Below are 22,972 nucleotides of genomic sequence, written 5' to 3' on the forward strand. Positions count from 1 at the left end.
CAAAGTCGGACGCATGGGCAATCGGCCCTGCTTGTTCGCTTCGTCATCGCCTGTCTCACATGTCCGCCGATCTGAATGTCCGCCAGCGTCCCGACGCACCCTTGCTGTGGTTGAACCTCCAGTGCGATAGCCGCCAAGGGCAGGTTGCCGCGGTAACCCGCATGCTGGACGCGCATGGTGCCTATGTGCAGTCCTTCGCGCTGTACGACGATGCCGACAGCGCGCGCTGCTTCTTGCGTGCCGTGTTCCGCTGCGAAGCCAGCCCCGAGGCGCTGCATTCGGCCTTGGCCGCCGACACCGGGCTGTTCCCCTCCGCTGAATGGCGGCTGGGGGAGCTGGACCGGCCGACCCGTGTGATGATCATGGTGTCCCGTCATGATCATTGTCTGCGCGAGCTGATCGCGGCCTGGCGCCGCGGCGAGTTGAACATGACGATCTCTGCGGTGGTGTCGAATCACCCGGACGCCCGCGTGCTGGCCGAAGCCGAGGGCCTGCCCTTTCACCACCTGCCCATCACCCCGGACACCAAGCCTCAGCAGGAGGCGGAGTTGATGGCCCTCATCGAATCGACCGGCACGGAGCTGGTGGTGCTCGCGCGCTACATGCAGGTGCTGAGCGCAGACCTGTGCCAGCGGCTGATGGGCCGCGTGATCAACATCCACCACTCCTTCTTGCCGGGCTTCAAGGGTGCGCGCCCCTACCACCAGGCGCACGAGCGGGGCGTCAAGCTGATTGGCGCGACGGCCCACTTCGCCACGACCGACCTGGACGAAGGCCCCATCATCGAACAGGCGCTGGAGCGCGTGGACCACGCGGACTCCCCGGAGCAACTGCGCAACGCCGGGCGTCACATCGAGTGCCTGGTGTTGTCGCGGGCGCTGCGTTTCATGCTGGAACGTCGGGTGTTCATCAACGGCCTGCGAACGGTGGTTCTGCGATGAGCCGCGCCATCGACCGCATCGTCCTGCGCCGGCTTCACATGCCCGCCCGCATCGGCGTGTACGACTGGGAGCAAACCGCGCCGCAACCTGTCGTCCTCACGCTGAGCTTTGCCTTGCCACCGCATGAGGCCGCTCGTACGGACGCACTGAACGACACGGTGGACTACAGCCTGGTCGTGGCGCGCTTGCGCGAGCTCGCCATGGAGCCGCGCCAGTTGGTCGAAGCCATGGCCGAACGCATGGCGGAGACGGTGCTGCGCGAATTCGGCCTGAGCTGGCTGGAACTGGAGTTGATCAAGCTCGCACCCATTCCCGGCGCCGAGGTCGGCATTGTGATCGAGCGCACGCGCTAGCCGCCGCCTGCCCTTTTTTTCGTGCGGGTCAGGGCCTTTGACGCCCGCCGCTCCACACAGACGCATCCACGATCCGGCCGAATAGCGCCGGAGCGGGACGCGTCTTTTGACCATAGAAAGGATGCGTCTCATGGCCGTCAGCGTGTTTGACATCTTCAAGATTGGCATCGGGCCGTCGAGCTCGCACACCGTGGGGCCGATGCGCGCCGCGCGGCTCTACGTGGAGCGGCTACATCAGCAAGAGAAGCTGGCGCGATGCAAGAGGGTTCAGGTGAGCCTGTACGGCTCGCTTGGGGCCACCGGAAGGGGCCACGGCAGTGACAAGGCCGTGCTGCTGGGTCTGGCGGGTCACGACCCGGAGACGGTGGACGTGGACGCCGTACCGGCGCTGCTCGCCGAGATCCGATCGCAGCGCCGCATCGGCCTGGGTGGCCGCCACACGGTGGCCTTCAACGAAAAGACGGATCTGGTGTTCCACCGTCGCGAGACTCTGCCCTTCCACGCCAATGGCATGCGCTGCACCGCCTTCGACGACGAGGGCGGCACGTTGGACAGCCACTGCTACTACTCGGTCGGCGGGGGCTTTGTGGTGAGCGAGCAGGTGGCCGAGGACGGAACGCGGCACAAAACCGTGGCGCCCGACACCACCTTGCTGCCCTATCCGTTTCACAGCGGGGCCGACCTCCTCAAGCTGACCGCACGGGAGCGCTGCAGCATTGCCGAGATCATGCGTCGCAACGAGCGGCACTGGCGAAGCGACGACGACATCGACCGGGGGCTGCTCCGGATCTGGCAGGTGATGCAGGACTGCGTGCGTCGGGGGTGCAGCACCGAGGGCATCTTGCCTGGCGGCTTCAAGGTCAAGCGGCGCGCGGCCGAACTGCATCGGCAGTTGACCGCGCACCCCGAGTCGGCCCTGCGCGACCCGCTGCAGACCATGGACTGGATCAACCTTTATGCGTTGGCCGTCAATGAAGAAAACGCCGATGGCGGGCGGGTGGTGACTGCGCCGACCAATGGGGCAGCAGGCATTGTCCCGGCTGTGCTGCACTACTACAGCCGGTTCATCCCCGGTGCCAACGACCGCGGGGTGGTGGACTTCCTGCTGACGGCGGCGGCCATCGGCATTCTGTACAAGGAGAACGCCAGCATCAGCGGGGCCGAGGTGGGATGCCAGGGAGAAGTGGGCGTGGCCTGCTCCATGGCCGCCGGGGCTCTTTGCGCCGTCACAGGCGGCACACCCGAGCAGGTCGAGAACGCGGCGGAGATCGGCATGGAGCACCACCTGGGGCTCACCTGTGACCCGGTCGGCGGCCTGGTGCAGATTCCGTGCATCGAACGCAATGCCATTGCTTCGGTGAAGGCCATCAATGCCGCGCGCATGGCGCTGCGTGGCAATGGCACGCACCATGTCAGCCTCGACAAGGTCATCAAGACGATGCGCGAGACAGGGGCCGACATGATGACGAAGTACAAGGAAACGGCGCGTGGTGGCCTGGCCGTGAACATCGTCGAATGCTGAGCGGCATGTGGCGGGACGCGTTGCCACGATGTCGGTTTTGGACAAGTGTGCGTCCGGGCGGGGCAAGGTGACAGAGGGTGAAGTTTCCACAATGGATTCACCTCTTGAGAACTCAGCGACCCTCACATGCCCGGCCAGAATTACTCACTGTGGAGCCTGTTCAAGCATGGCTTGAACCATCACAAGACCTGGGAGCCCGCCTGGACGCGGGCCTCCTTGAAGCCCAGCTACGACGTTGTCATCGTCGGGGGTGGCGGCCACGGACTGGCCACCGCCTACTACCTGGCGAAGAACCACAAGGTGGGCCGCATTGCGGTGCTTGAAAAGGGCTATCTGGGCGGCGGCAACACGGCCCGCAACACCACCATCGTCCGCTCCAACTACCTGTGGGACGAAGCCGCGCTGCTGTACGAACACGGCATGAAGCTGTGGGAGGGCCTGAGCGAAGACCTGAACTTCAACGTGATGTTCAGCCAGCGCGGTGTGTTCAACCTGGGCCACACCTTGCAGGACATGCGTGACATCGAGCGCCGGGTGGCGGCCAATCACCTGCAAGGCGTGGACGCGCATGTGCTGACCGCCGCGGAGGTGAAGGAGAAGATCCCCCAGTTGGACACGGGCCGCAGTCGCCGCCTGCCGGTGCTGGGCGCCAGCTGGCAGCCACGAGCCGGTATTGCACACCATGACGCGGTGGCCCGAGGCTTTGCGCGCGCTGCCAGCCGCCTGGGCGTGGACCTGATCGAGAACTGCGAGGTGCTGGGCTTTGACATCGAGGGCGGCCGCGTCAAGGGGCTGCAAACCTCGCAAGGCCCTGTGAAGGCCGACCGGGTGGGTTGCGTGGCGGCCGGGCATTCGTCGGTGCTGGCTGCCATGGCCGGTGTGCGCTTGCCGCTGGAAAGCCATCCCCTCCAGGCCTTTGTCAGCGAATCGATGCAACGGGTCATCGACACGGTGATCATGTCCAACGCGGTTCACGGTTACCTGAGTCAGTCAGACAAGGGCGAACTGGTGATCGGCGCTGGCATCGACAGCTACCTGGGTTATGGCCAGCGCGGCTCGCCGCACGTCATTGACCACACGGCCGCGGCCATCTTGGAACTGTTCCCTCAGTTCTCGCGCGTGCGCATGAACCGGCAGTGGGGCGGCATCGTGGACGTGTCTCCGGATGCCTGTCCGATCATCAGCAAGACGCCTGTGCAGGGCCTGTTCTTCAACTGCGGATGGGGTACCGGCGGCTTCAAGGCCACGCCGGGATCGGGCCACGTCTTCGCCCACACGATCGCCCACGATGCACCCCACCCCCTGGCTGCGCCATTCGCACTGGACCGGTTCTCCAACGGCCACCTGATCGACGAGCACGGCGCCGCTGCCGTTGCCCACTGATCCCTCCCCTCATCCGTTCCCACCCACCGCAGAGCAGCCCATGTTCCAACTGCATTGCCCTCATTGCGACGCCTTGCGTGACGAGGAAGAGTTCAGCTATGCCGGCCAGGCTTACTTGGTCCGCCCCACCCACCCGGAAGCCGTCGACGACGAGGTCTGGGGTGACTACCTGTTCAAGCGCGCCAACCCCAAGGGCTGGTACTGGGAACAGTGGCAACACACCGCGGGCTGCCGCAAGGTCTTCGTGGTGAAACGCAACACCGCCAGCTACGAGGTCGCAGGCACTTGGACGCTGGAGGCTGGCAAGGCGCTGTACCTGGCCGACCCGGACGCCGCCGCACAGCGCGACGCGCAGCTTGTCGTTCAGCGCCAAGGAGCCGCAGCATGACCGCGCGCCGCACGCAGACGCAGGGTACCCAGATCGACCCGGCGCGCACCCTGCGCTTCACCTTCGATGGCCGCAGCTACACCGGCCATGCGGGAGACACGCTGGCCTCCGCGCTGCTGGCCAACGGTGTGCAGCTGATGGGGCGCAGCTTCAAGTATGGGCGTCCGCGCGGCATCATCGGATTTGGCCCGGAAGAGCCCAATGCCTTGGTGCAACTGGGCGAGGGCGCCTACACGGTCCCCAACATCAAGGCCACCCAAGCCGAGCTGTACGACGGTCTGGTCGCGACATCGACGTCGGGCTGGCCGCACCTCCGGTTCGACCTCAAGGCTGCGCTCGGTACCGCCTCGCGGTTCATGCCCGCCGGCTTTTACAGCAAGACCTTCAAGTGGCCGCGCGCCCTCTGGCCTGCCTACGAGGCGGTGATTCGCAAGTTCGCGGGCTTTGGCAGCGCACCCACCGAGCCGGATCCTGAGCATTACGACCACCTTTACCACCATGTGGACGTGCTGGTGGTGGGAGGCGGGGCGGCGGGCTTGCTGGCTGCACTGCAAGCTGGGCAGGCCGGCCTCAAGACCGTGCTGCTAGACGAGCAGCCTCAGTTGGGCGGGTGGTTGCTTGCCGACACCACGGAGCGCATCGATGGCCGGGACGCTGCGGCATACATCCGCGCCATGGTCGGCGCCTTGCAGGCCTTGCCGAACGTGACGCTGCTGACGCGAACCACGGCCTTCGGCCTCTACGACCAGAACCTCGTGCAGGCGGTGGAGCTGTGTCAGGATCACCTGCGCGTCGAGCAGCGTCAGGCCGATCAGCCGCGCCAACGCCTGCACAAGATCCGGGCCCGCCACGTGGTGCTGGCCACCGGGGCCATCGAGCGTCCCCTGGTCTTTGGCAACAACGACCTGCCGGGGGTGATGCTTGCCTCGGCAGGCCAGGCTTATGCCCATCGCTATGGCGTGCTGGTGGGCCAGCGTGTGGTGATCTGTGGCACCAGCGACCTGATTTACGACGCCGCCCGTGCGCTGGTCGCAAAGGGCGCTCACGTCACGGTGGCCGATGTGCGCACCGACGCGCAGCCCGTGGGACTACCCAAGGAGGTCACGGTGCTGCCGGGCCACGGCATCGCGGAGGCCCAAGGCCGTGGTCGCGTCACGGGGGTGCGCCTGGTCAAGCTGCATCCAGCGCGCGACGAAGTGGCTGGGGCAGGCCCCACACTGGCCTGTGACGCCGTGCTCTCTTCCGGCGGGTTGTCCCCGACGGTGCACCTGTTCTGCCATGACGGCCGCCGTCCGACGTGGGACGAGTCCGTGGCCGCCTTTGTGGCGCCACGCGAGGGCCGTGCCGGCGTGGCCTGCGTGGGCGCGGTGACCGGCGCCTTCGCGCTGGATGCCTGCCTGTCACAGACCGCCACCGCCATGAGCGCCGTGCTGCGCGAGCAAGGCCGCCCGGTCAGTTCGACTCAGCCCCAAGTGTCGGCCCGCAAGGGGCAGCCCCCGCGCCCGATGTTCCGGCTGCCCGACGGCAAGCGGGAAGGCGAGGGCGCCAAGGCCTTCGTCGATTACCAGAACGACGTGACGGCAGCCGACATCGAACTGTCCATCCGCGAGAACTGGCAGCACATCGAGCATGTCAAGCGCTTCACCGCGCTAGGCTTTGGTACGGATCAGGGCAAGCTGTCGAATGTCAACGGCTTCGTGATTGCGGCGCGCACGTTGAAGCGCCCGGTGCAGGAGGTGAGCACGACCACGTATCGCCCCGCCTACACCCCGGTCACGCTGGGCGCGCTGGCAGGCACCATGACCGACGACACGCTGGAGCCCAGCCGCTACACCGCCTGCCATGCTGCCCACGTGGCCCGTGGCGCTGAGCTGGAGCCGGTAGGTCAGTGGATGCGCCCCTGGTACTTCCCCAAGAAGGGTGAGGACCTGCATGCGGCCGTCAACCGCGAATGTCTGGCCGCCCGCAACGGCGTGGCGGTGATGGACGCCTCCACCCTCGGCAAGATCCAGATCGACGGACCGGATGCCCGCGAGTTCCTCAACCGCGTCTACAGCAATGCCTGGAGCCAGCTGGCACCCGGCAAGTGCCGCTACGGCCTGATGCTGGACGAGAACGGCATGGTGATGGACGACGGTGTGACGGCCTGCATCCATGACACGCAGTTCTACATGACGACCACCACCGGTGGCGCCGCCAAGGTGCTGAACTGGCTGGAGCGCTGGCACCAGACCGAGTGGCCCGAGCTGAAGGTGTGGATGTCGTCGGTGACCGATCACTGGAGCACCGTGGCCCTGGTGGGCCCCAAGGCCCGCGCCGTGCTGGCCAAGCTGTGCAAGGACATCGACCTGTCGGCCGACACCTTCAAGTTCATGGACTGGCGCGCCGGCACCGTGGCGGGCCTTCCATGCCGCGTGTTCCGTGTCAGCTTCTCGGGCGAGTTGAGCTACGAACTGAATGTGGAAAGCGGATACGGGCACGACCTGTGGGAGGCCGTGATGGCCGCTGGCGCCGAGTTCGAGATCACGCCCTATGGCACCGAGACCATGCACGTCCTCCGTGCAGAGAAGGGTTTCATCATCGTGGGCCAGGACACCGACGGATCGGTCACGCCGGTGGATCTGGGCATGAGCTGGGCCTTGTCGATGAAGAAGCCCTTCAGCTTTCTGGGCAAGCGCTCGCTGGCCCGCACCGACACCGCGCGCAGCGATCGCAAGCAACTGGTGGGTCTCTTGCCCGTGGACCCGCACACCGTGCTGCCCGAGGGCGCGCAGCTGCTGGAAAACACCAGCACGACCGCACCTGCGCAGATGCTCGGCCACGTCACCTCCAGCTATCACAGCGCGTTCCTGGGCCGCTCCATCGCGATGGCGGTGGTCAAGGGCGGCCAGCAGCGGAAAGACCAGACCCTCTACGCCTATGCCCGCGGCAAGGTGACCCCTGTGAAGGTCGCCCCCAGCGCCGTGTTCGTCGACCCCAAGGGAGACCGCCAGCATGTCTGACAACCACATTCCCGATGCCCTCAGCGCCCGCCTGCGCTCGCCCTTGCATGCCTTCGACCTTGCCCGACAGACCCGCCCGCCGGTGACCGGTGACGGCATCCTGTTCAGTGAGTTGCCCAACCTGGGCTATCTGATCCTGCGCGGTCATGCGAGCGATGCCGATTTCACTGGCGCGGTGGCCAGCGTCTTGGGGCAGCCTTTGCCGGTTGCGCCCTCGACCTGGGTGCGCACCCGGGTCGGTGTGGTGTTCTGGGTGTCGCCCGACGAATGGTGGCTGGTCTGCGCACGCGTCCAACGTGACGCCGTCTGCGCCGCACTGCAGGCGGCAACGCAGGGCCTGTTCGCCCAGGTGGTGGACAACAGCGGAGGCCATGCCGCGGTGCGTGTGAGCGGCGCGCGTCACCTGATGTTGCTGCGTCACCTCGGCCCCTATGACTTCGAGTCTCTGGAGCCAGGCCAGGCGATCGGCACCGTGATGGGCAAGGCGAACGTCACCGTGCTGCGCACCGACAGCCAGGGCGTGGTCCTGCTGTTCCGTCGCAGCTTCGCGGACTACTTCTGGCGCCTGCTGATCCGCACTGCGTCGCCCTACAAGCCCTGCGTGGCGCCGCTGTCGGTGCACGCCGACCCCGTGATCAGTCCGATGCTGGCCGCCAGCCAGGCCGGCCACTGATCCGCGTGTTCCTCCACGCCAACCTGAAGCTCACCCCTCAAGCCCACCATGAACACCGCCTCCTTTTTCCAGCACTCCGTGGCCCAGGTTGATCCTGCTGTGGCCGCCGCCCTTGGCGACGAATTGCAGCGTCAGCAAGGCCAGCTCGAACTGATCGCTTCCGAGAACATCGTCTCGCGTGCTGTGCTTGACGCACAAGGCAGCGTCTTCACCAACAAGTACGCAGAGGGCTACCCCGGCAAGCGCTACTACGGCGGCTGTCAACACGCCGACACCATTGAACAGCTGGCCATCGACCGCCTGTGCGAGCTCTTTGGCGCGCGCTTCGCCAACGTGCAGCCACATTCCGGTGCACAGGCCAACACGGCCGTGATGCTGGCCCTGGTGCAGCCGGGCGACACCGTGCTGGGCATGGCCCTGTCGGCGGGCGGCCACCTCACGCACGGCGCCAAGCCCGCGCTGTCAGGCAAGTGGTTCAAGGCCGTCCAGTACGGCGTCCGGCGCGAAGACCTGCGCATCGATTACGACGAGGTCGAGCGCTTGGCTGTCGAGCACAGCCCGAAGCTCATCATCGCTGGCTTCTCGGCCTACCCCCGCGAAATCGATTGGGCCCGGTTTCGCGCCATCGCCGACCGCGTGGGCGCCTACCTGATGGTCGACATGGCCCACGTGGCCGGCCTGGTGGCCGCCGGCGTCTATCCCAGCCCGGTGCAGCATGCCCACATCACCACCAGCACGACGCACAAGACGTTGCGCGGCCCGCGCGGTGGCGTGATCCTCACCAACGACGAGGAACTGGCCAAGAAGATCAATTCGGCCGTGTTCCCTGGCGCACAGGGCGGTCCGCTGATGCACGTCATTGCCGCAAAGGCTGTGGCTTTCGGCGAAGCGCTGCAGCCGGAGTTCAAGGCTTACGCCCGGCAGGTGGTGGCCAACGCCCGGGCCATGGCCGAGGTGCTCAAAGCCGGTGGCCTGGACATCGTGACCGGCGGCACCGACAACCACCTGCTGCTCGTCGATCTGCGGCCACTGGGCCTCAAGGGCAACCAGACCGAGCAGGCGTTGGAGCGCGCGGGCATCACCTGCAACAAGAACGGCATCCCCTTCGACGACGAGAAGCCCACCGTGACCTCGGGCATCCGTGTGGGGGCCGCCGCCATCACCAGCCGCGGGCTGAAAGAGGACGACTGCCGCGAAGTCGCCCGCCTGATCCTCGACGTGATGCAGGCCTTGCGCCAGAACCCCGAAGGCGACGCCAGGGTGGAAGCCCTGGTGCGTGAGCAGGTGCAGTCGCTGACCTCCCGCTTCCCGATCTACCGCTGACCCTGGACACCGACGGAGCCTCGCCATGTCTTTCGACGCCGCCGCCCTGCACCAGCAGTCCATCGTCATCGATGGCCTGATCATCGCCAACCTCGACCGCAGCGTCTTCGAAGACATGCGCAAAGGCGGTCTGACCGCCGCCAACTGCACCGTCTCGGTGTGGGAGGGCTTCGCCAAGACCGTCGACAACATCGCCAACCTCAAGCGCCTGATCCGCGACAACAGCGACCTCGTCATGCTGGCACGCAACGTGGCCGACATCGAGCTCGCCAAGGCGGAGGGCAAGACAGCGATCATCCTGGGCTTCCAGAACGGCTTCGCCTTCGAGGACAACCTGGGCTACATCGAGGCCTTCCATGACCTGGGCGTGCGCGTCGTCCAGCTTTGCTACAACACGCAGAACCTGATCGGCACCGGCTGCTACGAGCGCGATGGCGGCCTCTCGGGCTATGGCCGCGAAGTCATCGCCGAGATGAACCGCGTGGGCATCATGGTCGACCTGTCGCACGTGGGCAGCCAAACGTCTGAAGAGGCCATCCTGGCCTCGAAGAAGCCCGTGGCCTACACCCACTGCCTGCCGCTGGGCCTGAAGGACCACCCGCGCAACAAGAGCGATGCCGAGCTGAAGTTCATCGCCGACCACGGCGGTTTCATCGGCGTGACCATGTTCTCGCCCTTCCTCAAGCGCGGCAATGAGTCCACTGTGCACGACTACGTCGAGGCCATCGACTACGTCATCAACGTGGCCGGCGAAGACTGCGTGGGTCTGGGCTCTGACTTCACCCAGGGCCATGGCCATGAGTTCTTCGAGTGGCTGACCCACGACAAGGGCCGCTGGCGCCGCCTCACCAACTTCGGGAAGGTCGTCAACCCCGAAGGCATCCGCACGATCGGCGACTTCCCCAACCTGGCCGTGGCGATGGCGCAGGCCGGCTGGAGTGAGGCCCGCATCACCAAGGTGCTGGGCCGCAACTGGATGCGCTTTTTCCGCGACGTGTGGGGCGACTGACCCCTCTCCGCGCCTCATGCCCAAGTCCTGCCCCTCATCCCCCACCTGATCCCTGCCCGACCATGCAACCGCAACTGCCCATTGACGTGCACCCCGAGACCGGCATCTGGACCACCGATGGTCTGCCGATGATCTATGTGCCCCGCCACTTCTTCGTGAACAACCACGTCGAAGCCGAGGCCGCCATCGGCAAGGAAGCCTATGCCGCGAGCCTGTACAAGGCGGGATACCGCTCGGCCTACTTCTGGTGCAGCCAGGAGAGCAAGACCCACGGCCTCAAGGGGCTGGCTTGCTACGAGCACTATCTCAAGCGCTTGTCGCAACGGGGCTGGGGCCTGTTCAGCTTCCAGGAGGTGGATGCAGCCACTGGACACGCCCGCATCCGCCTGGACCACTCGGTCTTCGTGCTGGCCCAGGGCATCGCGGGTGTGCCGGTGAACAAGGACAAGCTTTGCTACCTGTTTGCCGGCTGGTTCTCGGGCGCCATGGACTGGGTCGCCGATGACACCGGTGCGGCCTACCGTACCGAGAGCACCGAAACACAGTGCGCCGCCGAAGGGCATGACCACTGCGTCTTCACGGTGTGGCCAATCGCCGCGGGCTGAGGGACCGGGCCATGCGATACCCCCATCTGTTCGAGCCGATTCAGCTCAACCAGCTGACGATTCGCAACCGCATCGTCAGCACGGCCCACGCCGAGGTCTATGCCGAGAACGGCGCCCCGGGTGAGCGCTACATCCGCTACTACGAGGAGAAGGCGAAGGGCGGCGTGGGCCTGGCCATCTGCGGCGGCTCCAGCACCGTGTCGAAGGACAGCCCCTGGAGCTGGTGGGCCTCGGTCAACCTGGGCACCGATGCCGTCATCGAGCCGCTCAACCGCCTGGCCACGACCATGCACAAGCATGGCGCGAAGATCATGATCCAGGCCACGCACATGGGCCGCCGCAGTGCCTGGCATGGCGAATCCTGGCCGCACCTGGTCAGCCCCTCGGGCATCCGCGAGCCGGTGCACCGGGGCAATGCCAAGACCATCGAGGTCGAAGAAATCCGTCGCATCATCCGCGACTTCGCCCAGGCCGCACGCCGCGTGAAGGCCGCCGGCATGGACGGCATGGAAGTGTCGGCGGCGCACCAGCAGCTGATCGACCAGTTCTGGAGCCCGCGCGTCAACCACCGCACCGATGAATGGGGCGGCAGCCTGGAGAACCGCCTGCGCTTTGGCATCGAGGTGCTCAAGGCCATCCGCGCGGAAGTGGGCCGCGACTTCTGCATCGGCATGCGCATGTGCGGAGACGAGTTCCACGAAGACGGCATCTCGCACGAGCACGCCAAAGAGATCGCCCAGGCCATGACCGAGACGGGCCTGATCGACTTCCTGAGCGTGGTCGGTTCGGGCGCCGACACGCACAACACCCTGGCCAACTGCATGCCGCCGATGGCCCTGCCACCCGAGCCCTTCGTGCACCTGGCCGCTGGTATCAAGCAGGTGTCCAAGGTGCCGGTGATGCACGCGCAAAGCATCCGCGACGCCTCGCAGGCCGAGCGCCTGCTGGCCAGCGGCATGGTTGACATGGTCGGCATGACCCGCGCCCAGATCGCCGACCCGCACATGGTCATCAAGATCCGCGACGGCAAGGAAGACCAGATCAAGCAGTGCGTGGGCGCCAACTACTGCATCGACCGCCAGTACAACGGCCTGGACGTGCTGTGTGTGCAGAACGCCGCCACCAGCCGCGAGCAGACCATGCCGCACACCATCACCCCCACCACCGGCCCGAAGCGCAAGGTGGTGGTGGTGGGTGCCGGCCCCGCTGGCCTGGAGGCCGCCCGTGTGGCGCGCGAGCGGGGTCACGACGTGGTGCTGTTCGAGAAGCAGGCGAGCGTGGGTGGTCAGGTGAACCTGGCTGCCAAGGCCCCGAAGCGCGAACAGATGGCCGGCATCATCCGCTGGTTCGACCTCGAGACGCAGCGCCTGGGCGTGGACCGCCGCCTGGGCGTCGACGCCGATGTCGCCATGATCATGGACGAGCGGCCCGACATCGTGGTGCTGGCCACGGGCGGTGTGCCCTTCACCGACCAGGTGCCGGCCTGGGGTGAAGCAGACGGCCTCATCGTCAGCGGCTGGGACATCCTGAGCGGCAAGGTGGCCCCGAAGGACAACGTGCTGGTCTACGACGGCATCAGCACCCATGCGGGCGCGGGCGTGGCGCACTACATCGCCGAGCGCGGCAAGCTGGTCGAGGTGGTCACGCCGGACGTGAAGGTCTCGGACGATGTGGGGGGCACCACCTTCCCCATCTTCTACCGCCAGATGTACGCCCAAGGCGTGATCCAGACGCCCAACTTCTGGCTGGACCGCGTCTACCGCGAAGGCGACAAGCTGATTGCCGTGCTGCGCAACGAGTACACCGAAGCCCAGGAAGAGCGGGCCGTCGACCAGGTCGTGGTGGAAAACGGCATCAAGCCCAACGATGGCCTGTACTGGCAACTCAAGGCCCGCTCAGCCAACCAGGGCCAGACCGACATCGACGCCCTGTTCGATGCCAAGCCGCAGCCGGCGCTGTCCCAGCCCCTGGGCTCGGGCCAGTTCCTCCTGTACCGCGTGGGCGACTGCATCTCGATGCACAACATCCATGCCGCCATCTACGACGCCCTGCGTCTGTGCAAGGACTTCTGATCATGGGACTGCCTCAACTGGTCAGCGCCCTGTTCTGGGCCGCCGTGCTGGCCTTGGGACTGGGCCTGGCGAAACGCGCAACGCTGTGGCGCCAAGGCCGCCGGGCCGCAGTGAACTGGGCCGACTTGTTGCAGGTGCCCAAACGCTACTTCGTGGACCTGCACGACGTGGTGGCCAAGGAACCCTTTGTGGCGCGCGCGCACGTCTTCACTGCGGGCGGTGGCCTGGCCGCCCTGGCCCTGGTTGGACTGAACTACGGCCTGGGGCTGTACAGCCGTGTGCTGGACGTGGCCCTGCTGCTGGCCGGCCTGGCCATGCTGGTGGGCACAGCCATGATGGCGCAGCGCCGCCGCCAGGCGCCAACCCGCCTGTCCAAAGGACCATGGCAGCGCCTGCCTTACAGCCTGATGCTGTTTGCCGCAGCAGCCGTGGCCATCGGCCTGCTGGGCGCGCAAGCCGCCACCTGGCTGGCTGCGCTGGTGGCCGCCGCCTTCGCCCTCGGCGCCGCCGAGCTGGCCCTGGGCATTGGCCTGGGCGGGCCCATGAAGCACGCGGTGGCCGGCCTGATCCACCTGGGTTTGCATCCGCGCCCCGAGCGCTTCGCGCCGGCCGTGCCCACGGGCCAGGCCATTGGCGCCTCGGCCCTGCGCCGTACGCCGCTGCCCAAGGTGCCTCAGCCGCAGACCGTGGCCCGCGGCGGTGCATCGGCACGCGTCATCCCCATCCGCGCCGAGCGCCCGATGGGCGTGCGCCGGCCCCGCGACTTTGCGTGGAACAAACTGCTGTCCTTCGATGCCTGCGTGCAATGCGGCAAGTGTGAAGCGGCCTGCCCGGCCAAGGCCGCAGGCCAGCCCTTGAACCCCAAGAAGCTCATCCAGGACATGGTGGTGGGCATGGCGGGTGGCAGCGATGCCGCCTACGCCGGCAGCCCCTATCCAGGCCAGGCCGTGGGCCAGCACCAGGGCGCGCCCGACCAGGCCATCGTGCCCGGCCTGGTCGGTGCCGAGACCCTGTGGTCCTGCACCACCTGCCGCGCCTGCGTGCAAGCCTGCCCCATGCTGATCGAGCACGTGGACACGGTGGTCGACATCCGCCGCGGCCTGACGCTGAACGATGGCGTGGTGCCCAACAAGGGCGCCGAAGCGCTGACCAACCTGCGTGAAACCGACACCATCGGCGGGCACCCCTTGAGCGCCCGTGCCAACTGGGCCGTGGACCTGAACGTGCCCACGCTGCGCCCGCACGCCAGCAGCGGCGACAGCACCGACTGGCTGCTGCTGATCGGCGAAGGCGGCTTCGACATGCGCTACCAGCGCACGCTGCGCGCCCTGGTCAAGACGCTGAAGCATGCGGGCGTGCAAGTGGCCCTGCTCGGTGAGGCGGAGACCGACTGCGGCGACCTCGCCCGCCGCCTGGGCGACGAAGCCGGCTTCCAGCGTCTGGCCCAGCAGCTGATCGACACGCTCAAGCAGCACCGCTTTGCCCGCATCGTGACGGCCGATCCCCACGTGCTGCACACGGTCAAGAACGAGTACCCCGCCCTGGGCGCCAGCTTTGAGGTGTGGCACCACAGCCAGTTGCTGGCTGACCTGCTGGATAACGGCAGACTGAAGGCGGCTCCCGGTCAGCGTCTGCCCAGTGTCACGTACCACGACCCCTGCTACCTGGGCCGCTACAACCGGGAAGTGCAAGCGCCGCGTGACGCACTGAAGGCGATCGGCATTCAGCTCACCGAGATGGGGATGCACGCCCAGGCCGCCCGCTGCTGCGGCGGTGGCGGCGGCGCGCCGTGGACCGACATTCCCGGCGAGACCCGCATCCCGGATCTGCGCATGGCGGATGCCCGCGCCACCGGCGCTCAGGTGGTGGCCGTGGCCTGCCCGCAATGCACCGCCATGCTGGAGGGCGTCGTGGGGCCGCGCCCAGAGGTGCTCGACATCGCCGAGCTCGTGGCCCGCGCCGTGGAGGTGGCATGAACCATCTCGTCGACCCCGGCCTGCTGCAGGCCGCCCCCACCGGGCTGCCCCGTGTGGACCCACGCCGCCCCGCGGTGATCGCCCCATCTGGCTTGCGTCGCATCGTGTTGGGCAGCACCGAAGGCGAGCGCCTGACTGCCCGCACGGCACATGACGTGCAGGCCCGCGGCCTGCGCGCCGCCGGTCCCTTCCGCCATTGCGTGCTGGTGGTGTGCCACACCGACCGGGGTACGCTCGATGGTCACGCCCGCCAAGTGGTGGCGCTGGCCGCCATGCTGGCCACTGCCGACACCGAGGTGGTGCTGGCCACCCTTGGCCCCTGCCACGACGACGTGGCCGACATGGGCGCCGACCGCCTGCTCTGCTTGCCGGACGCCGTGCGAGAGCAGCATGGCCTGGACGCGGCGGCGCAATGGCTCACCGACCTGCACCAGCAACTGCGCCCCACATTGACCTGTCTGCCGGATCACGATGCCGACGCCGACCTCGGTCGCCGCTTTGCAGCTGGCCGCCAGCTCACCTTGGCTGCCTCGGTGGTGGAGGTCCAGCGACATGGTGCGGGCCTGCATTGGCGGGTGCGTGTCAACGCCCGGGAAGATGCGCTGTGCAGTGCCCCGCAGGTGGCGCTGCTCGCGCCGGGCGTGGCCCGCACCGACCTGCCCTTCGTGGGGCTGGGACGCCGCTGGGATGCCGATGAACACGGCATGCCACCTCGCTGGCCCGCCCAGGAGGACGCTGGACTCGAAGACCTGGGCGTCGAGCCCGGTGATGCCCGCACGGTGGCGCTCGAAGAAGCCGACTTCATCCTCGCCGCGGGCAACGGTGTGACCGATCTCGCTTTGTTTCAGCAGTTGGCTGATGCGCTGGGCGCCGCCACCGGTGCCTCCCGTGTGGCCGTTGACGATGGCCGCTTTCCGCGCAGCAAGCAGATCGGCGCGACGGGCAAGACGGTCAAGGCGACGACCTACTTGGCCGTCGGCATCTCGGGTGCGGTGCAACACCTGCAAGGCATCAAGGACTGCCGCCACGTGATTGCCGTGAACACGGATGCCGCTGCCCCCATGGCCCGACGTGCCGCCTTGATGGCCGTCGAGGACAGCACCGCCTTGATGCGCGAACTGCTGGCCTTGGTGCAGGCCCACCGACAGGCCCGTAAGGAGACCCTCTGATGCCCCACATCACCGTGTTGGTCGGCCAGCGACCTCATCCCGTCAGTGGTCGCATGGTGCGTGCGCCTGGCGATGCCGTGGCCGTGTCACTCGCGCTGCAGTGCGTGGGGGCCGAGCACGTGCGCCTGCTCAGTGCGGGAGCCCTCGACCTGGAGGTCGCACGCGCTTATCTGGCCCTGGGCGCCCGCACGATCGACGTGCTCAGCGTGGCGCCGGGTGAGGACGCGGCCTTCGTGCTGGCCGACGCCATCGCCTCGGGCAGCACGGACACGCAGGACCTCGTGTTCACCGGGCTGCGCGGCGAGGACGGGCTGGCTTCAGGCGCGTTGCCGTACACCCTGGCCCGGCACTTGCGTTGCCAGGTCATGCGCGATGTTGTGGGCCTTCAGACCGAAGGAGCCGCCTGGCGGGTGACCCAGGCCTTGCCCAAAGGGGCCAGACGCCAGTGGCGCCTCTTGCGTCCGGCCGTGCTGGCCATCCATCCGTCGGCTGCGGTCACCCAGCGGCACGCGCATGCGGCCGTGCTGAGTGGCGAGGTGCGGCTCATCGATGCGCCGACGGCGTCGGCCTTGACCCAGCCCGCCGGGCCCACCTGGCAGCGCGTGCCTGCATCCCGGCGCCTGGTGCCGCTTGACGTCCCCCGAGCGCAAAGCGGGCACAGCCGGATGCTGGGTGCCATCGGCAGTGATGCCGCCGCGACGCCAGCGCAGGTGCTCAAGACTGGCACCGCGCAAGACAAGGCGCGTGCGGTCTTCGAGTACCTGCAAGCGAACGCCTTGCTGCCTTTCTGACCTTGTTCACTTCCACCGCTTCTAGCCCATCTCACTTCCGACTCGCGAAAGACCCATCATGTCCAACGCCCAGAACCATCTGCTCAACGACCTGCTCGAACGCCGCCGCCCCGGCTACAGCCTCGAGGCCCCGTTCTACCTGAGCCACGAAGTCTTCCAGGCCGATGTGCAGCGCATCTTCGGTCAGCACTGGATCTTTGTGGCCGTCGAGCCTCAGATCCCGGAGGCGGGCGACTACCTGACCGTCGATGTGGGCAAGAACTCGATCATCATCTTGCGAGACGACGACAACGAGGTGCAGGCCTTCCACAATGTGTGCCGGCACCGAGGCTCGCGGCTGTGCGCTTCGCACCGTGGCTCGGTGGGCAACCTGGTGTGTCCCTACCACCAGTGGACATACGACACCAAGGGCTCCCTGATCCACGTGGAGCACATGGGCGCCGACTTCGACAAGCGCCAGCACGGGCTCAAGAAGGTGCACGTGCGCAGCCTCGAAGGCCTGATCTTCATCTGCCTGGCCGACGAGCCCCCTGCCGACTTCGAGCAGATGGCTGCCCAGCTGACGCCCTACATGGCGCCGCACCGACTCAAGGACTGCAAGGTGGCCGCGCAGGCCGAGATCATCGAGAAGGGCAACTGGAAGCTCGTGATGGAGAACAACCGCGAGTGCTACCACTGCGTGGGCAACCATCCCGAGTTGACGTTGTCACTTTACGAGTACGGCTTCGGCTACCAGCCGAGCCCCGCCAACGCTGAAGGCATGGCCAGGTTCCGCGACATCTTGGCCAAGAGCCATGAGCGCTGGGAGTCCATGGGACTGCCATCGCGTGAGATCGAGGTCCTCGACACCTGCGTCACAGGCTTCCGCACGCAGCGCTTGCCGCTGGACCGTGCCGGGCAATCGCAGACGATGAACGCCGAGGTCGCCAGCAAGAAGCTGCTGGGCCAGATCACCGACCCGGCCGTCGGAGGGCTGTCGTTCTGGACGCAACCCAACTCCTGGCATCACTTCATGAGCGACCATGTGGTGAGCTTCTCGGTGCTGCCCATCGGGCCGGATCAGACCCTGGTGCGCACCACCTGGTGCGTGCACAAGGACGCGGTAGAGGGCGTGGACTACGACGTTGCCAACCTCACCAAGGTCTGGAACGCCACCAACGACCAGGACCGCCGCCTGGTGGAAGAGTCGCAGGTCGGTGTGGCCAGTGGTGCGTACACACCTGGCCCCTACTCGCCCTACACCGAAGCGCTGGTGGAGAAGTTTTGCAACTGGTACGTGGGCCGCATGCGTGCGCTGACCCCGACCACCGCCTGACGAGCGGGGTCCCTGATGGACAGCGCCCCCGCCTGGTCCTCTGACACCGACGACACGCTGCTGTGCGTGCAGGTGCGGCCCGAGACCCACGACGTCAAGACCTTCGTGTTCAACACGCCCTCCCCGCGGCGCTTCGCCTACCTGCCGGGCCAGTTCCTGACCCTGAGCGTGCCCATCGGTCCGGGTGGCGAGACCGTGCAGCGCAGCTACACGATTTCGTCGAGCCCAACGCGTCCGGACCGATTGAGCATCACCGTCAAGCGCGTGCCGGGTGGCCCCATGTCCAACTGGCTGCACGATCACCTGCAAGCCGGCATGCAGGTCGACGCGCTGGGGCCGGCCGGCGAGTTCAGTTGCTTCGCAAAGGGCGGGCCGCTCCAGCCGATCAGCCTCGGCGGTGCCGATCGCCCCCGCTACCTCTTCGTCTCCGGCGGCAGCGGCATCACCCCGCTAATGAGCATGACGCGGGCGCTGTCGGACCTGTCTACCGACGCCGACATCCTGTTCGTGCATGCCGCCCGCAGTCCCGATGACCTGATCTTCGCTGACGAGTTGCGCAGCCTGGCGCGACAGCACCCGCGGTTGCAGCTGGCCTTCGTGTGCGAGCAGCATGGCAGCCAGCCGCACTGGCCGGGCTATCGCGGTCGACTCGATGCGGCCTTGCTGATGCGCATCGCGCCCGACCTGCGTGAGCGTGACGTCTACAGCTGTGGGCCCGGTCCCTTCATGGCCGCCATCCGCCGCCTGCTGGCGGAACTGGGACACCCGGAGGCGCGCTACCGCGAAGAGAGTTTCAACTTCGAAGAGCTCGCTTCAGCGAGCCTCGCATCCGCTGAGGGCGTCTGCAGCGCTCCCCCTGTGGCGGCCTCGGGCCACCGCATCACGCTGAACCGATTGGGCGACACCTTCACCTGTCAGCCCGGCCAGACCATTCTGGCCGCGGCCATACAGGCCGGAGTACGCCTGCCGGCCTCCTGCAGCAACGGACTGTGTGGCACCTGCAAGACCCACAAGGTCTCTGGCGAGGTGACCATGAACCACAAAGGCGGGATCCGCCAGCGTGACGTCGATCAGGGCTGGATCCTGCCCTGCTGCAGCCATCCGCAAGGGGACGTGGTCCTGGACCGCTGATCCGGACCTTGGTGCATGGCGCGCGGCCGCAGTGCACCAAGAGCAGACATGCAGGACCGCTGGTCCCCACCGCGTGCACGGTGGTGTCGCTTCAGGTGCAACGGCCCCGCGTTCACCACCTGAAACCCCAGGAAACCGATGCTGTTCACCCGGCAGGAGACGCCTCAAGCTCGGTTTTCGATGTTGACGAAGCCTGCAAACACTTCCCCTAATGGCATGGAGTTTGCGTTTACAGGCCCCGTCGTGCTTTGCGTTCCCTCAACCGGAGGCAAGATGACTTCGACCAAGATCCAGATACGCAACCTCTACAAAATTTTCGGACCTCGACCCGAGGAAGCCCTGCGCTTGCTGCAACAAGGCATGAGCAAGGACAAGGTATTCGAGCGTACCGGCCAAGTGACCGGCGTCAACAACGTCAGCTTCGACGTGGACGCCGGAGAGATCTTCGTGCTCATGGGTCTGTCAGGCTCGGGCAAGTCGACCCTGATCCGCCTTATCAACCGACTGGTCGAACCCAGTGCCGGCTCGATCATCGTGGACGGCGAAGACCTGGCGAAGCTGCCGCACAACCAGCTCGTCAAGTGGCGGCGGCAGCGCCTGGCCATGGTGTTCCAGTCTTTCGCGTTGATGCCGCACCGCACTGTGCTCGAGAACGCAGCGTTCGGGCTCGAGGTGGCGGGAAGCCAGCGCGGCTGGCGTGAAAACAAGGCTTACCACGTGCTTGAGCAGGTGGGCTTGAAGGCCTATGCGAAGAAGTACCCGGGCCAGCTGTCGGGCGGCATGCAGCAGCGCGTGGGTCTGGCCCGTGCCTTGGCTGTGGACCCCGACATCCTGCTGATGGACGAGGCTTTCTCGGCACTCGACCCGCTCAAGCGCACGGAGATGCAAGACCTCATGCTGGAGCTGCAGCGCGGACAGCGTCGCACGATCTTCTTCGTGTCGCACGATCTCGAAGAGGCGCTGCGCATCGGTACCCGCATCGCCATCATGGAGGGCGGCACCCTGGCCCAGGTCGGCACGCCGCACGAGATCATCACCCAGCCGGCCAACGACTACGTGCGCCGCTTCTTCAAGGGGGTGGACACCTCCCGCTACCTCACTGCGCTCGACCTGCTCGACCAGGGCTTCGACAAGAGCCGCCTCAACGGAGGGCCGCGCGTGCCCTCCAGCACCACCTTGCCCGAAGCCCTGCGTCGCGTTCTGGGCGGCAACGAGCCGATCGGGGTGGTGGATGACACCAATGAACTGCTGGGCTGCATCACCCCGAAGAGCCTGCTCGTGAAGATCGCCGAAGGAGCCCGCCATGTCTGACCTGCTGTCCAACCTGACCGGCAACCCTCATGACCTGTTGCCCCTGGGCAAGTGGGTCAATGACTTTGTTGCCTGGCTGCTGGAGCATGGCGGCCCCGTCTTCGACAGCATCGGCACGGTCGTGGATGGCTTCGCAACCGGTATCGAAGCGACGTTGTCGGTCGCACCGGCCGCTTTGCTCATCGCCATGGCAGCGGCCGTCGGTTTCTGGCGACTCGGCTGGAAGTTCGCGCTGTTCGTGCTGGGCTCTCTGTCCCTGATCTGCATCACCGGCTTCTGGCCGCAGACGGTCGTGACCTTGGCGCTGACGCTGTCCGCCACGTTGATCAGCCTGTTGCTGGGTGTGCCTTTGGGCATCTTGGCCGCACGCAGCGGCTGGGTGCAGCAGACATTGCGACCGGTTCTGGATTTCATGCAAACCATGCCCGCCTTCGTCTACCTGATCCCTGCGGCCATGGTGTTTGGCCTCGGACGTGTACCCGGCATCATGGCAACGGTTGTGTTCGCCATGCCGCCGGTGGTGCGCCTCACCAGCCTGGGCATCCGACAGGTCAACGCTGAACAGGTGGAAGCCGGGAACGCCTTTGGCTGCACCGGTTTGCAACTGCTGTTCAAGGTCCAGTTGCCCATTGCGCTGCCGACCATCATGGCCGGGGTCAATCAGACCATCATGATGGCCTTGTCCATGGTGATCATTGCGTCCATGGTGGGCGCGGGTGGCCTGGGCAACGATGTGCTGGCCAGCATCCAGCGCCTCGACGTCGGCCTGGGTTTCGAGAGTGGCCTGGCTGTCGTCTTGCTGGCCATCATCCTCGACCGCATCACCGAGAGCTTCGGCAGCTCTGCGCGGGCCGAATCCCACTGACCCTCTTCTGGCGCACACCCCACCATGGCCCACTCACCCGATCTGGCGCTCGACGCCGACCTGCCGAGTCCCCCCACCGTCGGGCCGAGCCGCACTCGGCGGGTGGGCTTTCTGCTGCTGCAGGATTACTCCATGATCGCATTCGCCAATGCGCTGGAGGCGTTCCGGATGGCCAACTATGCCAGTCGCCAGCCGCTTTACAGCTGGGCTGTGGTACCGGTGCGTCCAGGCGTGCTCGCCAGCAATGGGCTGGGGGTGCAGCCGACGGGCGGGCTGCAGCAGCTGGAAACCTGCGACATGGTGTTCGTGTGCGGGGGCATTGATGTGCGCGCCGCCACCGACGAGCACGTCCGTCTGCAACTGCGCATCCTGGCCTCCCAGCGACGGCCGCTGGGCGCCCTGTGCACGGGGTCTTTCGCTCTGGCCAGCGCCGGTCTTCTGGATGGCTACAAATGCGCCGTGCACTGGGAAAACCTCGCAGCCATGCGGGAGGAGTTTCCCAAGGTGCAGTTTGCGCAGGCGGTGTTCACCATCGACCGCGACCGCTATACCTGTTCGGGGGGCACCGCGCCCCTCGACATGGCACTGCACCTCATCCGGTCTCACCACGGCCCTCATCTCACTTCACAGATCTCGGAGCAGTTCATCCTCGAGCGGCAGCGTGCCAGCACCGACCGGCAGCGGGTGCCTCAGCCTGAGTGCATCGGCCCTGGATACCAGCACCTCACCGAGGCCATGGAGATCATGTCGGCCAACATCGAGGAGCCGCTGTCGCTGCAGGAGATTGCCAACGCCATTCATCTGTCGCTGAGGCAGATCGAGCGGCTCTTTCACCGCTACCACAATCTGAACCCGGCGCAGTACTACATGAACCTGCGCTTGCGCCGAGCCCGCGAACTGCTGACCCACAGCGCCATGCCGATCATGCAGATCACCATTGCCTGCGGCTTTCAGTCGTCGTCACACTTCTGCAAGGCCTATCGCAACCTTTTCGGGCACCCTCCCAGCGAAGAGCGCCGGCAGTCCATCGGGGCCAGCACGGCGCGCAAGGTGACGCACCGCCAGAGAGAACGGCCGCCGATGGTGGCCTGAGCAAAGGCTCTTCAAGGAACCGAGGCCAGCGGGCGGTAAGCCAGCTGGCCT

At 66.6% G+C, this 22,972-nt stretch carries 19 protein-coding genes; all 19 read left to right on the forward strand.

Going from position 1 to position 22,972, the window contains the following annotated elements; translation table 11 throughout:
* Positions 1-59 precede the first annotated feature (59 nt).
* The 19 genes from purU to QZ709_RS06205 all read left to right on the forward strand — a co-directional run bounded on the left by purU (position 60) and on the right by QZ709_RS06205 (position 22,921).
* Positions 60-941 (forward strand): formyltetrahydrofolate deformylase, encoded by an 882-nt coding sequence (gene purU / locus QZ709_RS06115; protein WP_294636369.1) that lies wholly within the window; start codon positions 60-62, stop codon positions 939-941.
* The gene (gene folB, locus QZ709_RS06120; RefSeq protein WP_294636370.1) at positions 938-1,294 is read left to right on the forward strand and encodes a dihydroneopterin aldolase; all 357 of its coding nucleotides are present in this window, start codon (positions 938-940) and stop codon (positions 1,292-1,294) included. The genes purU and folB overlap by 4 nt, the downstream gene beginning before the upstream one ends.
* 130 nt (positions 1,295-1,424) lie before the next feature.
* Complete coding sequence (locus QZ709_RS06125; protein ID WP_294636371.1) at positions 1,425-2,816, forward strand: L-serine ammonia-lyase; 1,392 nt, start codon at positions 1,425-1,427, stop codon at positions 2,814-2,816.
* 126 nt (positions 2,817-2,942) lie between these two features.
* Positions 2,943-4,199 carry a sarcosine oxidase subunit beta family protein gene (locus QZ709_RS06130; RefSeq protein WP_294636372.1) on the forward strand — a complete coding sequence of 419 codons (1,257 nt, stop codon included), beginning with the start codon at positions 2,943-2,945 and terminating at the stop codon, positions 4,197-4,199.
* A 40-nt stretch (positions 4,200-4,239) separates the two neighbouring features.
* Complete coding sequence (locus QZ709_RS06135; RefSeq protein WP_294636373.1) at positions 4,240-4,587, forward strand: sarcosine oxidase subunit delta; 348 nt, start codon at positions 4,240-4,242, stop codon at positions 4,585-4,587.
* Entirely contained in the window at positions 4,584-7,589 is a 3,006-nt protein-coding gene (locus QZ709_RS06140; RefSeq protein WP_294636374.1) for a sarcosine oxidase subunit alpha family protein, read from the forward strand. Before QZ709_RS06135 ends, QZ709_RS06140 begins: the two co-directional genes overlap by 4 nt.
* Positions 7,582-8,262, forward strand: a complete 681-nt coding sequence (locus QZ709_RS06145) for a sarcosine oxidase subunit gamma (protein ID WP_294636375.1) — start codon at positions 7,582-7,584, stop codon at positions 8,260-8,262. Before QZ709_RS06140 ends, QZ709_RS06145 begins: the two co-directional genes overlap by 8 nt.
* A 48-nt stretch (positions 8,263-8,310) precedes the next feature.
* A complete protein-coding gene (glyA, locus tag QZ709_RS06150; RefSeq protein WP_294636376.1) occupies positions 8,311-9,585 on the forward strand; it encodes a serine hydroxymethyltransferase in 1,275 nt (424 codons plus the stop codon).
* Between the two features lie 25 nt (positions 9,586-9,610).
* Entirely contained in the window at positions 9,611-10,594 is a 984-nt protein-coding gene (locus QZ709_RS06155) for a dipeptidase (protein ID WP_294636377.1), read from the forward strand.
* A gap of 62 nt (positions 10,595-10,656) precedes the next feature.
* Positions 10,657-11,199 (forward strand): DUF5943 domain-containing protein, encoded by a 543-nt coding sequence (locus QZ709_RS06160; protein WP_294636378.1) that lies wholly within the window; start codon positions 10,657-10,659, stop codon positions 11,197-11,199.
* Positions 11,200-11,210: 11 nt separating this feature from the next.
* Entirely contained in the window at positions 11,211-13,271 is a 2,061-nt protein-coding gene (locus tag QZ709_RS06165) for an NADH:flavin oxidoreductase (RefSeq protein WP_294636379.1), read from the forward strand.
* 2 nt (positions 13,272-13,273) lie between these two features.
* Positions 13,274-15,247 carry a DUF3483 domain-containing protein gene (locus QZ709_RS06170; RefSeq protein WP_294636380.1) on the forward strand — a complete coding sequence of 658 codons (1,974 nt, stop codon included), beginning with the start codon at positions 13,274-13,276 and terminating at the stop codon, positions 15,245-15,247.
* Entirely contained in the window at positions 15,244-16,416 is a 1,173-nt protein-coding gene (locus QZ709_RS06175) for an electron transfer flavoprotein subunit alpha/FixB family protein (RefSeq protein ID WP_294636381.1), read from the forward strand. The genes QZ709_RS06170 and QZ709_RS06175 overlap by 4 nt, the downstream gene beginning before the upstream one ends.
* A complete protein-coding gene (locus tag QZ709_RS06180; RefSeq protein ID WP_294636382.1) occupies positions 16,416-17,207 on the forward strand; it encodes a hypothetical protein in 792 nt (263 codons plus the stop codon). The genes QZ709_RS06175 and QZ709_RS06180 overlap by 1 nt, the downstream gene beginning before the upstream one ends.
* A gap of 58 nt (positions 17,208-17,265) precedes the next feature.
* Positions 17,266-18,522: an aromatic ring-hydroxylating dioxygenase subunit alpha gene (locus tag QZ709_RS06185; RefSeq protein ID WP_294636383.1), complete on the forward strand. Its 1,257-nt coding sequence runs from the start codon at positions 17,266-17,268 to the stop codon at positions 18,520-18,522.
* A 15-nt stretch (positions 18,523-18,537) separates the two neighbouring features.
* Positions 18,538-19,653 carry a hybrid-cluster NAD(P)-dependent oxidoreductase gene (locus QZ709_RS06190; RefSeq protein ID WP_294636384.1) on the forward strand — a complete coding sequence of 372 codons (1,116 nt, stop codon included), beginning with the start codon at positions 18,538-18,540 and terminating at the stop codon, positions 19,651-19,653.
* Positions 19,654-19,926: 273 nt separating this feature from the next.
* Positions 19,927-20,964 (forward strand): glycine betaine/L-proline ABC transporter ATP-binding protein, encoded by a 1,038-nt coding sequence (locus QZ709_RS06195; RefSeq protein WP_366937146.1) that lies wholly within the window; start codon positions 19,927-19,929, stop codon positions 20,962-20,964.
* Positions 20,957-21,829, forward strand: a complete 873-nt coding sequence (locus QZ709_RS06200; protein WP_294636385.1) for a proline/glycine betaine ABC transporter permease — start codon at positions 20,957-20,959, stop codon at positions 21,827-21,829. Before QZ709_RS06195 ends, QZ709_RS06200 begins: the two co-directional genes overlap by 8 nt.
* 24 nt (positions 21,830-21,853) lie before the next feature.
* Positions 21,854-22,921, forward strand: a complete 1,068-nt coding sequence (locus tag QZ709_RS06205; protein WP_294636386.1) for a GlxA family transcriptional regulator — start codon at positions 21,854-21,856, stop codon at positions 22,919-22,921.
* Positions 22,922-22,972: the final 51 nt, after the last annotated feature.

It is taken from the genome of uncultured Aquabacterium sp., assembly GCF_913773725.1.
Classification (GTDB): Bacteria; Pseudomonadota; Gammaproteobacteria; order Burkholderiales; family Burkholderiaceae_C; genus Aquabacterium.

Bases quoted from the DNA above. Each gene is read 5' to 3' on its own strand.
- purU (WP_294636369.1), top strand. From the start codon at position 60: ATGTCCGCCGATCTGAATGTCCGCCAGCGTCCCGACGCACCCTTGCTG.
- folB (WP_294636370.1), top strand. From the start codon at position 938: ATGAGCCGCGCCATCGACCGCATCGTCCTGCGCCGGCTTCACATGCCC.
- QZ709_RS06125 (WP_294636371.1), top strand. From the start codon at position 1,425: ATGGCCGTCAGCGTGTTTGACATCTTCAAGATTGGCATCGGGCCGTCG.
- QZ709_RS06130 (WP_294636372.1), top strand. From the start codon at position 2,943: ATGCCCGGCCAGAATTACTCACTGTGGAGCCTGTTCAAGCATGGCTTG.
- QZ709_RS06135 (WP_294636373.1), top strand. From the start codon at position 4,240: ATGTTCCAACTGCATTGCCCTCATTGCGACGCCTTGCGTGACGAGGAA.
- QZ709_RS06140 (WP_294636374.1), top strand. From the start codon at position 4,584: ATGACCGCGCGCCGCACGCAGACGCAGGGTACCCAGATCGACCCGGCG.
- QZ709_RS06145 (WP_294636375.1), top strand. From the start codon at position 7,582: ATGTCTGACAACCACATTCCCGATGCCCTCAGCGCCCGCCTGCGCTCG.
- glyA (WP_294636376.1), top strand. From the start codon at position 8,311: ATGAACACCGCCTCCTTTTTCCAGCACTCCGTGGCCCAGGTTGATCCT.
- QZ709_RS06155 (WP_294636377.1), top strand. From the start codon at position 9,611: ATGTCTTTCGACGCCGCCGCCCTGCACCAGCAGTCCATCGTCATCGAT.
- QZ709_RS06160 (WP_294636378.1), top strand. From the start codon at position 10,657: ATGCAACCGCAACTGCCCATTGACGTGCACCCCGAGACCGGCATCTGG.
- QZ709_RS06165 (WP_294636379.1), top strand. From the start codon at position 11,211: ATGCGATACCCCCATCTGTTCGAGCCGATTCAGCTCAACCAGCTGACG.
- QZ709_RS06170 (WP_294636380.1), top strand. From the start codon at position 13,274: ATGGGACTGCCTCAACTGGTCAGCGCCCTGTTCTGGGCCGCCGTGCTG.
- QZ709_RS06175 (WP_294636381.1), top strand. From the start codon at position 15,244: ATGAACCATCTCGTCGACCCCGGCCTGCTGCAGGCCGCCCCCACCGGG.
- QZ709_RS06180 (WP_294636382.1), top strand. From the start codon at position 16,416: ATGCCCCACATCACCGTGTTGGTCGGCCAGCGACCTCATCCCGTCAGT.
- QZ709_RS06185 (WP_294636383.1), top strand. From the start codon at position 17,266: ATGTCCAACGCCCAGAACCATCTGCTCAACGACCTGCTCGAACGCCGC.
- QZ709_RS06190 (WP_294636384.1), top strand. From the start codon at position 18,538: ATGGACAGCGCCCCCGCCTGGTCCTCTGACACCGACGACACGCTGCTG.
- QZ709_RS06195 (WP_366937146.1), top strand. From the start codon at position 19,927: ATGACTTCGACCAAGATCCAGATACGCAACCTCTACAAAATTTTCGGA.
- QZ709_RS06200 (WP_294636385.1), top strand. From the start codon at position 20,957: ATGTCTGACCTGCTGTCCAACCTGACCGGCAACCCTCATGACCTGTTG.
- QZ709_RS06205 (WP_294636386.1), top strand. From the start codon at position 21,854: ATGGCCCACTCACCCGATCTGGCGCTCGACGCCGACCTGCCGAGTCCC.